Raw genomic sequence first — 14,194 nt, forward strand, 5'->3', positions numbered from 1 at the left:
TCAGTGGTTGTCGCCCACGGAGGCGGCGATGCCACCGGTGGACGCTGCGGTCCCGGTGTCGAGATCACGCAGGTGGCTCTCGATGTAGCTGCGGAGCTGCTGACGGTACTCGCGCTCGAAGACGCGGAGCTCGTCGATCTCCTTCTCGAGGACCGTGCGCTGCTCGTCGAGCTTCGCGAGCTCCTCGCGCTGCTTGGCCTCGGCCTCGGCGACGACACGGGCGGCGGTCGCGTTGCCCTCGGCGATGAGCTGATCGCGCTTCTCGGCGCCCTCGCGGACGTGCTCGTCGTGCAGACGACGGGCGAGGACGAGCAGGCTGTTGGAGCTCTCCGACTCGTCCTGGACGGGAGCGGCCTGGACCGGCACCGCCGGAACGGGCTCGGGCGTGGCGACGGGCTCGGGAGCAGGCGTCTCCTCCGCGGGAGCCGACGGGGCGGAACCTGCGTCGGAGGACGACAGGCGCTCCTGCAGGTCCTGGTTCTCCTGGATCAGGCGGCGCAACTCGACGACGACCTCATCGAGGAAGTCGTCGACCTCGTCCTGGTCGTAGCCCTCGCGGAACTTGGTCTGCTGGAACTGCTTGTTGACGACGTCTTCGGGCGTGAGCGCCATGGCGTACCACCTTCACTTATTTCGATCGGAATGACCTTGCAACGGTAGCAAACCCTGAGGGCCGGCGACGCCGCGTCGGAGTCGCGGTGGCGCGACCCGGTCAAGAATACAGCGGGAGGAGTGGGTCAGCGGATGAAACCGACGAGAATCATGGCCACGAGGACGCACAGCATCGTCAGGGTCCAACCGAAGTCCAGGGCGGCACGACCCACCCGGACCGGCGGAAGCACGCGCCGGAAGAACTTGATGGGCGGGTCGGTCACCGAGTAGACGAACTCGGCTGCGACCAGTCCGATGCCGGACGGCCGCCACGCTCGGTTGAACGTCTGCACGAGATCGAGGATGAACCGAGCCCACATGGCGAGCAGATAGATCAGCAACGCCGCGTAGAGGAGGTTCCCGATGACGGAGAAGATCGAGCCCACCCCGCCTAGCGCTGAGCGAAGAAGGTGGCCTCGGTCTCGACGACCTGAGCGTCCTGCTCTCCGGAGATGGAGACGTGCGACGGCGACAGCAGGAAGACCTTGTTGGTCACGCGCTCGATCTTGCCGTAGAGGCCCTGCGACAGACCGCTTGCGAAGTCGATGAGACGGCGCGCGTCGGCATCGCTCATCTGCGAGAGGTTGATGATGACGGGAACACCGTCACGGAACGACTCGGCGATGACCTGGGCGTCCTTGTACTGCTTGGGGTGGACCGTGAGGATCTCGTTGAGCTCCGTGGGCGCCGGCTGCCGCACAGGCGCCGGGGCCTTGCGCAGCGGGGTCACGGGCGCGGGCTTCGCCTCGGGCGCCTGGTGCTGCTGGCGGGGGGTCTCGTTCGCGGGCTTCTGCTCGGCGGCGGGCTCGTCGTAGTCGAGCTCCTCGTCGGCGAGTCCGAGATAGACCATGGTCTTCTTCAGCGGGTTGGACATCAGTACCTCCGTCGTGCGGTTGCTTCCTCTTCGAGGTTAGGGTGTCGCCGGACGTTTGCCCGTGATTGCGGTTCCGATTCGCAGGTGTGTCGCGCCCTCGAGGATCGCGTCCTCGAAGTCGTCGCTCATACCGGCCGAGATCGCGGTGGCGAGCGGGTCGATGGCGCGGATGCGATCCGAGACGGACCGGAGGCGGGCGAACGCCGGACGCGGCTCCGCCCCGAGGGGCGCGACCGCCATGACCCCGGCGAGAGACAGCCCATCGCTCGCGACGATGCGTTCGGCCAGTCGCTCGACGTCGGCGATGGGGGCACCACCCCGATGGTCGTCGTCGCTCAGCGCCACCTGCACGAAGCAGCTCACGGGGCGGTCGGCCCCCGCGAGAGCGTCGATCACGGAGTCGCGATCGACCGAGTGGATGACGCCGGCGAACCGGGCGACGCGACGCGCTTTCTTCGACTGGAGCTGACCGACGAAATGCCACGTGAGGTCGTCGAGCCCGACGAGTTCGGCGGCCTTCGCCTCTGCCTCCTGCTGGCGGTTCTCCCCCACGTCTCGGATCCCCGCCTCGTAGAGCTGCGACACGAGCGCGGCCGGATGGAACTTGGTCACGGCGATCGTCGTGATCCCGAGCGGATCCCGCCCCGCGCGAACGGCCGCCCGGGAGATGGACTCCCGGACGGCCGCGACGCGTTCTTCGAGCTCCGACATCTCCTACTTCAGGAAATCGGGGATGTCGAGCTCGTCCTCGTCGGAGAAGCCGGCGTCGTGCGCGGGCGTCGTCGCATGGACGCGAGCGTCCGAGCTCTTCCATGCGGGCTCGGCCGGCTTCTCGGGCGCCTGCGCGACGGGGACCGGCGGCGCCGGGGGCACCTCCGGCTCGGCCGCGGTCATGACGCCACCGGTCGTGACGATACCCGCCGCAGCGCCGTCGAGCGCCCGCGTCGGGGGCTCGCCGCCGTCGAACCCGGCAGCGATGACGGTGACCCGCACCTCGTCGCCGAGGGTGTCGTCGATGACGGCACCGAAGATGATGTTCGCCTCGGGGTGGACGGCCTCCTGCACGAGGCGAGCGGCGTCGTTGATCTCGAAGATACCGAGGTTCGAGCCGCCCTGGATGGACAGCAGGACACCGTGAGCACCCTCGATGCTGGCCTCGAGGAGGGGGGAGGCCACGGCGAGCTCCGCGGCCTTGATGGCGCGGTCGGCTCCCCGAGAGGAACCGATCCCCATGAGGGCCGATCCGGCACCCTGCATGACGGACTTGACGTCCGCGAAGTCGAGGTTGATGAGACCGGGGGTCGTGATGAGGTCCGTGATTCCCTGCACACCTGCGAGGAGCACCTGGTCGGCCGTGGCGAATGCCTCGAGCATGCTGATACCGCGGTCGCTGATCTCGAGGAGGCGATCGTTCGGTACCACGATGAGGGTGTCGACCTCTTCCTTCAGCTTGGCGACGCCGGCCTCGGCCTGGCCCTGACGACGGCGGCCCTCGAAGCCGAACGGCTTCGTGACGACACCGATGGTGAGGGCGCCGATCGACTTGGCGATCCGCGCGACCACGGGGGCTCCACCCGTTCCGGTGCCACCGCCCTCGCCGGCTGTGACGAAGACCATGTCGGCGCCCGCGAGCGCCTCCTCGATCTCCTCGGCATGGTCCTCGGCTGCGCGACGGCCCACCTCCGGATCGGCACCCGCTCCGAGACCTCTCGTGAGGTCTCGGCCGACGTCGAGCTTGACGTCGGCATCGCTCATGAGCAACGCCTGGGCGTCGGTATTGATCGCGATGAATTCGACTCCGCGGAGTCCGATCTCGATCATGCGGTTGACGGCGTTGACGCCGCCGCCGCCGATACCGACGACCTTGATCACTGCAAGGTAGTTCTGGTTTGTCGTCACGTCAGCCTCCGGTGAGAACTTTCAACCTCAGGTTTAGGTTTAAAGTTATGCTCAGTATGCATTTCCTGATTCAGACGTTAGGGCCGCACGGCACGCGAACACGCCGTCTGGACAGCGTGTCGCGAGATGCGCCCTCGGATTGGCCTCCGTCGAGACCCGACGGAGTCAGCGTGGGTCGATGACGGCCGATTCGGGACTCGACACGTCGTATCGCTGCACCGAGTCGGGCGGGTAGTTCGCCATCAGTCCTTCGAGCACGACCGCCTTCCTCGCGGAGTCCTCGCCGCTCCCCCACGTCACGACCGCACCGTTGCCCGCGAGGGTGAGCGTGACGTCGTCGACGGTCGTGGCGCTCACCTCGTCGACGGTCGACAACAGATCATCGGGGAGGGACCGCAGGACGGACGCGGCCGCCGTGAACCCCGAGGAGGCCGAGTCACCCTCGAAGACCATGAGCGGATAGCCGGTCGGTCTCTCCGGCGTCGTGGACAGCACCACGCCGGCGACGTCCACGAGGTCGAAGGCATCGCCCGACGCGATCACCCCGACCGGCCGTCGCTCGACGATCCGGATGACGAGGGTGTCGGGCGGGCGTGACTCCACCGAGTAGCTCTGCACGAGCGGATACTTCACGAGCGCCGCCTTGATCGCGCTCTGATCGACGAGCGGGAGCGGGGTGCCGCGCTGACTGTCGAGGTCGCGCACGATGAGGTCGGAACTCACCAGTCGGGCACCCTCCACCTGGATGTCGCGAACGGCCATGAGCGGCGTGTAGGCCAGGCCGACGCACGTGGCCGCGAGGAGCAGCACTCCCCCGATGGCGGACGCCCAGATGATCCGACGACGACGCGTGGTGGCCGTGAAACGACGGACCTCCTCGCGCTCGCGTCGACGGCGCGCGCGTGCCGCCTTCCACGGGCTCGACGTCGCTCCCGTGGTCCGGGCCGTGTCGTCACCGGATTCGCCATCGCGGGTGTCTGTCGCCGAGTTCCCGCCCTGCTGCAGCGGGATCGGAGCCGTGAACGTCTCCTCGGCATCGCCCCCTCCGGATCGGAACCGGCCGAGCAGGCGTCGCGCGCCGTGGCGCTCGTCCGAGTCGGACGTGCCTCTCGCGTCCTCCGGCTCGTCCCGAACCGGAGGACGCGTCGCGGCCGTCGGTCTCGGGATGCCGGAGGGCCGCTTCACCGGGAGGTCTCCGGGCGGACCCTCTCGAGGGACTCGAGCAGCTGCGGGACGATGCGGTAGACGTCGCCGCATCCGAGCGTCACGACGTAGTCGCCCGGTCGGGCGATCTCCGCCACGCGATCCGCAGCGGCCTGCCAGTCGGCGATGAAGTCGACGTGGCTCTCGTCACCGAACTTCTCCGAGACGAGCGCTCCGGTGACCCCCGGCTCCGGGTCTTCGCGTGCGCCGTACACGTCGAGCACGATCGTGTGGTCGGCGCGCGATTCGAGCACGTCCGCGAACTCACGGGCGAACAGTCGCGTGCGGCTGTAGAGATGCGGCTGGTGTACGGCGATGATGCGCCCGTCCCCCACGACCGTCCGAGCGGCGGACAGCGCCGCGTCGACCTCGGTGGGGTGGTGCGCATAGTCGTCGAAGACGCTCACGCCGTCGACGGTGCCGTGCAGCTCGAACCGTCGCTTCGTGCCGCCGAAGCCGGCGATGGCGTCGAGGACCGCCTGCGGTTCGAATCCGAGACCGGTCAGGACGGCGAAGGCGCCGGCTGCATTGATGGCGTTGTGGCGTCCGGGCACGGCGAGGGTTCCGCTGTAGCTCGAACCTCCGGCGTCGATCGTGAACCGGACGGGACCGTCGGTGACGATGTCGCGCACACGCACCTCCGCGTCCTCCGCGACACCGAAGGTCACCACGCGCGCGTGCGTCAGGCGCTCGGTCACCGCGACGGCACCCGGGTCGTCCGACGAGATGGCGACGAATTCGGTCGACGCGTCGGCGAAGTCGACGAAGGCCTGCTGGAAGGCCTCGAGCGATCCGTAGTGGTCGAGGTGGTCGGGGTCGACGTTCGTCACGAGGGCCACGGCCGTGTCGTAGAGAAGGAAGGACCCGTCCGATTCGTCGGCCTCGACCACGAAGAGCTCACCCGAGCCCCACGCCGAGCTCGTTCCGAGAGTCTCGATCACTCCGCCGTTGACGAAACTCGGGTCGGCGTCGAGGGCGAGCAGCGCCGTGACGATCATGCCCGTGGAGGTCGTCTTGCCGTGGGCGCCGGCGACCGAGACGAGCCGACGCGAGCGCGTCAGCCAGGCGAGCGCCTGAGACCGGTGCAGCACGGGGATCCCGCGCTCGCGGGCGAGCAGGTACTCGGGATTGTCCGGCCACAGCGCACCGGTGACGACGAGGGTGTCCGCGTCGCCCACATTGGCGGCGGCGTGACCGATCGTCACGATCGCTCCCATCGCCCGGAGGGCCTCCGTCGCCGCCGACTCGCGCGAGTCGGAGCCCGACACGGTCGCGCCGGACTCGATGAAGAGCTTCGCGATGCCGCTCATCCCGGACCCGCCGATCCCCACGAAGTGCACGGATCCGAGGTCCTCGGGGATCTCGAGCGAGAAGTCTGGCTTGATCACGACGTTCTTCTTTCTGGTTCGGGAGACGGTGTCAGCGACGACGGCCGCGGACGGCCCTCGACGCCTCGTCGATGAGCTCGAGCATGCGGACGTTCCCGTCGAGGGTGCCCGCGTGGCGGGACTGCACGGCCATGTCGTGGACGCGGACCTCGTCGCCGAGCAGCGGGAGCAGCACAGAGCTTACCCACGCCGGCTGGAAGTCGGCGTCGGCGACGAGCACCGCTCCGCCCGCGTGCACCGAGTCGCTCGCGTTGTACCGCTGCTCCCCGTTGCCGACGGGGTAGGGGACGTAGACGGCGGGAATGCCGAGCGCGCTCAGCTCGCTCACCGTCGCGGCCCCGGCGCGCGACACCGCGAAGTCGGCGACCGCGAGGGCCAGATCCATCCGGTCGCAGTAGTCGACGACGTGGTAGTGGTCGTGCCCCGGGTCCGTGAACTCGCTCGAACGTCCGACGATGTGCACGATCTGCCATCCGGCTTCCACCACGGACGGCGCGGACTCGGCGATCGTCGTGTTGAGCCGGCGCGCGCCGAGCGATCCCCCTGTGACGAGCAGGGTCTTGCGCTCCGGATCGAGGCCGAAGAACTCCCTGCCCTCGCGCCGGGCGGCATCGCGGTCGATCGTCTCGATCTCACGGCGCAGCGGCATCCCGACGAACCGCGAGTGCCGCAGGCGCGTTCCGTGGAAGGCGACCCCGACGTACCGGGTGTAGAGCACGCCCAGGCGGTTCGCGAGCCCCGGACGGGCGTTCGCCTCGTGGATGATGAGCGGCACGCGTGCCCGGCGGGCGGCGACGTACGCCGGGGCCGATGCGTAGCCGCCGAAGCCGACCACGACATCGACCCCCCGGCGGGTCATGATCTCGGTCGTCGTCGCGACGGCCTTGCGGAAACGGCCGCCGAAGCCGAAGCTCGCTCCGTTGAGCCGGCGAGGGAACGGCAGCTTCGGGATCGTCTCGAGCTCGTAGCCCCGCGCCGGGACGAGTCGTGCCTCGAGTCCCTCGGCGGTGCCGAGCACGATGACGGTCGCGTCGGGGTCGCGGGCGGTGAGCGCGTCGGCGACCGCGAGCAGCGGATTGACGTGGCCGGCGGTACCGCCACCGGCGAAGAGATAGGTGGTCATCGGAGTGTTCCTCTTCCTTGCAGGACGAGCGACGCCTGCCGAGCCTCGTGGCGGGCGAACGACAGGACGATACCCACCGCCATGAGGGATGTGATGAGCGCCGTGCCACCGGCGGAGATGAAGGGCAGGGGGACGCCGAGCACCGGGAAGACCCGGAGGACGACGCCGATGTTGACGAACGCCTGTCCGATGAGCCACATGAGTACGGCCCCCGTGGCCGTGCGGATGAACGGGTCGGACGACGAACGGATGACGCGCAGGAGGGCGACGGCGAGGAGGACGAACATCAGCAGGAGCACGACGGCCCCGACGAGACCGAGCTCCTCCCCCACGATCGCGAAGATGTAGTCGTTCGACGCAGCGGGCAGCCAATCCCACTTCTCGACCGAGTTGCCCAGACCGACCCCGAAGAAGCCGCCGTTCGCGAGAGCCCAGGTGCCGTGGAGCGGCTGCCAACAGACTCCCTCGTAGTCGGCGCACGTGGCGTCCGTGAAACTCATGAGCCGACGCATCCGGTTGGGGCTCGTTGCAACCGCGGCGGCGGCCCCGACACCGGAGACGAGCATGAGCGGTATCAGGATCCGCCAACGAACGCCGGCGAAGTAGAGCGCCGCGAAGACGATCGACGCCAGGATCAAGACCGTTCCGAGGTCCCTTCCGAGGAACACGAGACCGATTGCAAGCCCGCCGATCGGGACGACCGGGATGAGGGCATGCTTCCAGCTCGTGAGGAGTTCCCTCTTCCGGGCGAGGACGAACGCAAGCCAGACGACGAGGGCGAGCTTGACGAATTCGGATGGTTGTCCGTTGATCGGACCGATCCGGATCCAGTTCCGGTTTCCGTAGACATCGTCGCCGAGCGGTGTGAAGACGAGCGCCTGAAGCGCGATGGCGAGGAAGATCGCCGGCCAGGCCATCCTCTTCCAGAACGTGAGCGGCATGCGCGACATCACGAGCATGAGCGGGACACCGAGGACGGCGTACGTCGCTTGCTTCCAGAAGCCGCCGAAGAAGCCGTTGTTGTCGATCCACGACTCGATCGTCGACGACGACAACACCATGACGAGGCCGAAGGCGACCAGGAAGAGCGTCGTACCGAGCAGCAGCAGGTAGTTCGACGAGTCGGCGAGAGCGAGCTTGCCGAGCGAGATCCGAGCCGACGCCGGCCGGTCGTCGGACTCAGTCCGAGCCCGGCCGGGATGGGGTGGGGCGCTCATCCGCGTCTCCTCCCACGAGATCGGCGACGGCGGAGGCGAAGAGGCGTCCGCGCTGCGCGTAGTCGGTGAATTGGTCCATCGAGGCCGCCGCCGGAGCGAGGAGGACGGTGTCCCCCGCGGCCGCGATACCGCTCGCCGCCTCGACGGCCTGCGGCATCACCTCTCCAGTGTCGGCTGGCGACACCTCGATCACGGGGACGCCCGGCGCGTGTCGCTCGAACGCGGCCGTCACCGCCTCACGGTCCCGCCCGATCACGACGGCGGCACGCACCCGGTCGGCGTGCTTCGCCACGAGCGCGGCGATGTCGATACCTTTCAGAAGTCCTCCCACGATCCAGACGACCGAGGGGTAGGCGGAGAGCGAGGCGTCGGCGGCGTGGGCGTTGGTCGCCTTCGAGTCGTCGACCCACGTGATGCCGTCCGCGACGGCGATCGTCTCGATCCGGTGGTGATCGAGCGAGAAGGCGGCGAGGGTGTCCCGGATCTGTTCCGGCGTGACCCCGACGGCCCGCACGAGCGCACTCGCCGCGAGGATATTGGCGACGACATGGGGGGCCGCGAGACCCTGTTCGGCGAGGGCGTCGATCGTCGTGATCTCGAGCGCGCTCGAGAAGCGGTCGTCGAGGAAGGCCCGGTCGCACAGGATGCCGTCCACGATGCCGAGGTCGCTCGGACCCGGGACGTCGAGGCCGAAGCCGATGGCTCTGGCGCCGGCCACGACCTCGGCCTCCTCCACCATCCGTCGCGTGGCGGGGTCTGCCCGGTTGTAGACGCACGCGACCCGGGTGTTCGCGTAGACGCCGGCCTTCGCGTCGCGATAGGCCTCGGCCGAACCGTGCCACTCGAGGTGGTCGTCGGACAGGTTGAGGCAGACGCTCGCGAGCGGGGAGACCGGCTCCGGGGTGCTCTGGCGGGCGAGGTAGTGCAGCTGGTGGCTCGAGAGCTCGACGACGAAGACGTCGAACCCGCCCGGATCACGCACGGCGTCGAGCACCGGCACGCCGATGTTCCCGCAGGGCGCTGCGCGCAGGCCGGCGGTCACGAGCATCGACGCCGTCATCTGCACGGTCGTCGTCTTCCCGTTCGTGCCCGTCACGAGCAGCCACTCCGCGGGAGTACCCGCCTTGTCGCGGACGCGCCAGGCGAGTTCGATGTCGCCCCACAGCGGAAGTCCCGCCTCCGATGCCCAGGTGACGAGCGCGTGGTGCGGCGGGTATCCGGGTGAGACGACGACGAGGTCGGCTGAGAACGCGAGGAGCTCCTCCGGCGGGCCGCCTGCTCCGCCGAGGACGAAGCGCGCACCGATGACATCGAGCAACCGGCCCCGGTCGGGGTCGGCCGTCTCCGCGACCACCAGGACCTCCGCGCCGAGCTCGACGAGCGTGTCGGCGACCGAGAATCCCGTGGCACCGAGGCCGAACACCGCGACACGCAGCCCCCGCCAGTCGGCGTGCCAGCTCGTGAGACCCGCGAGTCGCACGTTTCTCTCCTCGGAGGTCACGCCAGGGCCCACTCGAGGTAGAAGGTCCCGACGCCGGCGGCGACGAGCAGACCGCCGATGATCCAGAAGCGCGCGACGACCGTCACCTCCGCCCAGCCCTTCAACTCGAAGTGGTGGTGGATCGGGGACATCAGGAAGATGCGCTTGCCGTGGGTGATCTTGAAGTAGGCGCGCTGAACGATGACCGAACCGGTCTCCATCACGAACAGACCGCCGATGAAGACGAGGAGGAGCTCGGTGTGGGTGAGGATCGCGAACGCTCCGATGGCTCCACCGAGTGCGAGCGAACCCGTGTCACCGAGGAAGATCTGCGCGGGCGTCGTGTTCCACCACAGGAAGCCCACGAGGGCGCCGACGATCGCCGCGGCGACGATCGCGAGACCGAGCGGGTCCACCACGTCGTAGCACTTGTACGCGACCTCGTCCCCGACCGCACCGAAGCAGGACTGGTTGTACTGCCAGAACCCGATGATGACGTAGGAGCCGATCGCGAAGATCGACGCGCCGGTCGCGAGGCCGTCGAGACCGTCCGTCACATTCACGGCGTTGGACGTCGCCGTCACGATGAGCGCCGTCCAGAGGAGGTAGAGCGCGATCCCGATCACGCTGCCGAAGATCAGGAAGTCGATCGGGAGGTCGCGCACGAAGGAGATGGACGTGGACCCCGGGGTGACGCCCTCGGGATTCGGGAAGCTGATCGCGAGCACCGCGAATGCGACCGCGACGATGAGCTGTCCCACGACCTTCGCCCAGCCGCGCAGGCCGAGGGAACGCTGCTTACGGGTCTTGAGGAAGTCGTCGACGAACCCCACGAGGCCGAGCCCCACCATCATGAACAGCACGAGGAGCGCGGCCGTGCTGATGCGGTCCCCGGTGATCAGCATCGCCGTGAAGTAGCCGAACAGCACCCCGATGATGATGATGATCCCGCCCATGGTGGCGGTGCCCTTCTTCGCGTGATGCGATTGGGGGCCGTCGTCGCGGATGAACTGCCCCCAGCCCAGCCGCTTGAACAAGCGGATGAACAGCGGGGTGAGGAAGAGCGAGAAGGCGAGCGAGAGTGCGCCGGCCGTGAGGAGTGCTACCACGAGAACAATTCTCCCAGTCGATCGCCGAGATGACGGAGACCCGCCGAGTTGGAGGACTTCACGAGCACGGTGTCGCCGGCCCGCAGTTCGTCCGAGAGGTACGCGTAGGCCTCGTCCGCCGTCTCCACGAAGACGGATTCACCGTCCCACGACCCCTCGTTGATGGCGGAGATGTGCAGCCGACGGGCGTCGGTGCCGACCACCACGAGTCGGTCGACGCGCAAGCGCACGGCGAGGAGGCCGATGCGGTCGTGCTCGTCTCCGGCGAACTCGCCGAGCTCGGCCATGGTGCCGAGTACCGCGACGCGGCGACCCTCTGGCGGGGTGATGACCGCGAGGGTCTTGAGGGCCGCGGCCATCGAATCGGGGCTCGCGTTGTAGGCGTCGTTGATGATCGTGACGTCGTCCCGGCCGCCGAGCACCTCCATCCGCCAGCGCTCCGCGCGCGTCACGGTCTCGAGACCGGCGACGATGTCGTCGAGGGGCACACCGAGCTCGGTGGCCACGGCGGCAGCAGCGAGGGCGTTCGAGATGTGGTGCTCCCCGAGGACGCGGAATCGGACCGGTCGCGCCTCGCCCGACGGCAGGACGAGCGTGAAGCGCGTGCCGGTGCGGTCGGAGTCGACGTCGGTCGCTCGCACGTGGGCGGCGTCGGCCAGACCGAAGAAGACGACACGGGCCGCCGTGAGGTCGGCCATGGCCGCGACGCGGTCGTCGTCCAGGTTGAGCACGGCGACGGCCGTGTCGGGCAGGGAGGTCACCATGGCCGACTTCTCGGCGAACGTCTCCTCGAGGCCGCCGAATCCGCCGGCGTGAGCGAGGCCCACCTTGAGGACGACGCCGATGTCCGGAGTGACCATGCGGACCAGTCGGGCGATCTGACCCGGACCGGATGCGCCCATCTCGGAGACGAGGAACTCGGAGTCCCCCGTCACCCGCAGCATCGTGGTGGGGGCGCCGACGGCGTTGTTGAACGAGTTCTTGGGCGCCACCGTCGCAGCGCGCGGCGACAGGACAGCGTCGAGCAGGTTCTTGGTGGTCGTCTTCCCATTCGATCCCGTGATCCCGACGACCCGCAGCCTCCCCGAGGAACGCACCGCCGCCACGACGTGGGACGCGAGAGCCCCGAGTGCCTCGACGGCGTCGGGGACGACGATCTGGGTGATGTCGTCGTCGACGGGGTGCTCGACGATCGCGAGGCGCGCGCCCCGCTCCCGGGCGACGCCGACGAAGGCGTGGCCGTCGGTCGTCTCCCCTGGCTTGGCGACGAAGATCCCCCCGGGGACGATCTCACGCGAGTCGGTCTCGACGAATCCGTCGACCGTGTCGTCGGTCGTCTCCCCGTCCCGCAGGACGAGTAGCCCCGAGAGGACGGTGGCGACATCGCCGAAGGTCATGGTGATCACCGGTCGGTCCTCCTCGATCGGATCCGGGCGGGCGTCGCGCGGAGCATCAGTAGGTCGTCGGCAGGTCGGGCGACGGTTCGGTGGACGGCTCGACCCGGTAGGTCTTGAGGACCTGGGTCATGATCTGTTGGAACGTCGGCGCCGCGGCTGCCGAAGATCTGATCTTAGTCGGGTTCGAGATGTGTACCGAGACGACGTACTGCGGGTCCTCCGCCGGAGCCATGCCCGTCATCGAGACGACGTACGTGTCCTTCAGGCCGCCCGCGCCGTCGCCCTGTTCCGCCGTGCCCGACTTGGCCGCGACACGGTAGCCGGGGATCTGGAGGGAATCACCGAAGTGCCCGTCCGTCACGACGCTCTCGAGCATCTGTACGACCTGATCCGCGGCGCTCTCGGACACGACCCGCTCGCTCTCCGGCGCGGCGGCCTCCGTGACCGTCCCGTCGGCGTTCTGGCACCCTTCGATGAGAGTCGGTTCCACCGTGACACCGCCGTTCGCGAGCGTCTGGTAGGCCCTCGCGATCTGGATCGGTGTCGCCGAGAGGCCCTGCCCGAACATCGTCGCGTAGTAGGTCTGGTTGTCCCAGTCGCCCGGCTGGGCGAGGAGACCGGAGGACTCGGCGTCGAAGCCGATGGAGGTCGCGTCGCCGATGCCGAACTTCTTCAGGTAGTCGTAGCGCTCCTGCGGCGAGAGGGCCTCTCCGAGCTGAGAGATGCCGGTGTTGGAGGACTCGGCGAGAACACCCGTGAGGGTCAGCTTGAGGGGCCCGTGCGATGAGGAGTCCTTGATCCGCGCGCCGTTGGTCGGGTAGTACCAACCGTCGGCGACGACCTTCGTCGACGGGGTCGCCTTCCCGGAATCGAGCAGCATCGCCGCGGTGAGCGCTTTGAAGGTCGATCCCGGCTCGAACGGCGCGGTGAACGACAGCGCCTGCCGGAAATACTCCTCGGTCCCGCCGACGTTCCCCGGATCGACCGACGGGTACTGCGCGACCGCGCGGAGCTTGCCGGTCCCGACCTCCTCGATCGTCACCGTTCCCGAATCGGCCCCCATCGCGTCGACCTGCTCGGCGAGGCGCTGCTGGGCGAACCACTGCAGATCGCGATCGATCGTGAGTTTGAGGGTGCCGCCGTCTTTCGCGTCGACGACCGTCTCGGTGGATCCGGGCAGGATCACCCCGTCCTTGCCGCGATTGAAGGTCTGCGTCCCGTCGATGGATCCGAGGCAGTCGTTCTGGGACTGCTCGAGTCCCTGGAGCGGCGTCCCGTCGGACCCGACGAAGCCGAGGAGATTACCGGCGACGGCGCCGTTGGGGTAGATGCGCCCCGGGTGCTTCTGCGAATAGAGCCACGGGATCTTCAGCGCACGCAGTTCCTGATAGGCGTCGACGTCGACGTAACGCTGGACGTAGGCGAACGTCGAGTCCGGGTTGTCCTCGAGCGCCGACGCGACGAGAGCGAGGATCTCCTCGGACGTCTGGCCCGTGATCGCACCGATGTCGCCGGCGGCCTGCTCGACGGTGACGTCCATCTTCTCGCCGTCCGCCGTCGTGCGCTCGAAGTCGGCGACGTTGCTCGGGTCCATCGTGATGTCGTAGCGCATCACGCTGCCGGCGAGTACGTTGCCGTTCGTGTCGACGATCTCGCCGCGCGTGCCGTAGACCGTCGACTGACTCGCCGTCTTGGAGGACGCCACGAGGCGGAGCTGGTCGGCCTGGACGACCTGGATGTCCACGAGCCTCACGACGAAGGCCCCGACGACGGCGAGGATACAGACGATCGCGAGCGCCATGCGGCGGCGACTCGACCGGGTGTGGTGGGGCATTGGAGATCCTTCCCGATCC

The 14,194-nt window shown here is 68.6% G+C and carries 13 protein-coding genes; all 13 read right to left on the minus strand.

From position 1 onward, the window contains the following. Positions 1-612 carry a DivIVA domain-containing protein gene (locus tag ELQ94_RS04455; protein ID WP_127047636.1) on the minus strand — a complete coding sequence of 204 codons (612 nt, stop codon included), beginning with the start codon at positions 610-612 and terminating at the stop codon, positions 1-3. Positions 613-737: 125 nt separating this feature from the next. After that, complete coding sequence (locus ELQ94_RS04460) at positions 738-1,037, minus strand: YggT family protein (protein ID WP_243696859.1); 300 nt, start codon at positions 1,035-1,037, stop codon at positions 738-740. 5 nt (positions 1,038-1,042) lie between these two features. Further along, positions 1,043-1,525 carry a cell division protein SepF gene (locus tag ELQ94_RS04465; protein ID WP_127047638.1) on the minus strand — a complete coding sequence of 161 codons (483 nt, stop codon included), beginning with the start codon at positions 1,523-1,525 and terminating at the stop codon, positions 1,043-1,045. 36 nt (positions 1,526-1,561) lie between these two features. After that, positions 1,562-2,236, minus strand: coding sequence for a YggS family pyridoxal phosphate-dependent enzyme (locus ELQ94_RS04470; RefSeq protein ID WP_127047640.1), 675 nt, complete (start codon positions 2,234-2,236; stop codon positions 1,562-1,564). Positions 2,237-2,239: 3 nt separating this feature from the next. Then, positions 2,240-3,424, minus strand: a complete 1,185-nt coding sequence (ftsZ, locus tag ELQ94_RS04475) for a cell division protein FtsZ (RefSeq protein WP_127047642.1) — start codon at positions 3,422-3,424, stop codon at positions 2,240-2,242. Between the two features lie 165 nt (positions 3,425-3,589). Next, positions 3,590-4,609, minus strand: coding sequence for an FtsQ-type POTRA domain-containing protein (locus ELQ94_RS04480; protein ID WP_166404654.1), 1,020 nt, complete (start codon positions 4,607-4,609; stop codon positions 3,590-3,592). Beyond that, positions 4,606-6,015: a UDP-N-acetylmuramate--L-alanine ligase gene (murC, locus tag ELQ94_RS04485; protein WP_127047647.1), complete on the minus strand. Its 1,410-nt coding sequence runs from the start codon at positions 6,013-6,015 to the stop codon at positions 4,606-4,608. The genes ELQ94_RS04480 and murC overlap by 4 nt, the downstream gene beginning before the upstream one ends. Positions 6,016-6,046: 31 nt before the next feature. After that, a complete protein-coding gene (locus tag ELQ94_RS04490) occupies positions 6,047-7,138 on the minus strand; it encodes a UDP-N-acetylglucosamine--N-acetylmuramyl-(pentapeptide) pyrophosphoryl-undecaprenol N-acetylglucosamine transferase (protein WP_127047650.1) in 1,092 nt (363 codons plus the stop codon). Beyond that, positions 7,135-8,355 carry a putative lipid II flippase FtsW gene (ftsW, locus tag ELQ94_RS04495; RefSeq protein WP_127047652.1) on the minus strand — a complete coding sequence of 407 codons (1,221 nt, stop codon included), beginning with the start codon at positions 8,353-8,355 and terminating at the stop codon, positions 7,135-7,137. The genes ELQ94_RS04490 and ftsW overlap by 4 nt, the downstream gene beginning before the upstream one ends. Further along, entirely contained in the window at positions 8,318-9,835 is a 1,518-nt protein-coding gene (gene murD, locus ELQ94_RS04500) for a UDP-N-acetylmuramoyl-L-alanine--D-glutamate ligase (protein WP_424976787.1), read from the minus strand. The genes ftsW and murD overlap by 38 nt, the downstream gene beginning before the upstream one ends. A 17-nt stretch (positions 9,836-9,852) precedes the next feature. Continuing rightward, on the minus strand, positions 9,853-10,944 hold the full coding sequence (gene mraY, locus ELQ94_RS04505; RefSeq protein ID WP_127047656.1) for a phospho-N-acetylmuramoyl-pentapeptide-transferase: 1,092 nt from the start codon (positions 10,942-10,944) through the stop codon (positions 9,853-9,855). Beyond that, positions 10,938-12,350 (minus strand): UDP-N-acetylmuramoyl-tripeptide--D-alanyl-D-alanine ligase, encoded by a 1,413-nt coding sequence (locus ELQ94_RS04510; RefSeq protein WP_243696860.1) that lies wholly within the window; start codon positions 12,348-12,350, stop codon positions 10,938-10,940. The genes mraY and ELQ94_RS04510 overlap by 7 nt, the downstream gene beginning before the upstream one ends. Positions 12,351-12,396: 46 nt before the next feature. After that, positions 12,397-14,175 carry a peptidoglycan D,D-transpeptidase FtsI family protein gene (locus ELQ94_RS04515; RefSeq protein ID WP_127047658.1) on the minus strand — a complete coding sequence of 593 codons (1,779 nt, stop codon included), beginning with the start codon at positions 14,173-14,175 and terminating at the stop codon, positions 12,397-12,399. Between the last annotated feature and the right edge of the window lie 19 nt (positions 14,176-14,194).

The sequence above is a fragment of the Labedella endophytica genome (assembly GCF_003990045.1).
GTDB lineage: Bacteria > Actinomycetota > Actinomycetes > Actinomycetales > Microbacteriaceae > Labedella > Labedella endophytica.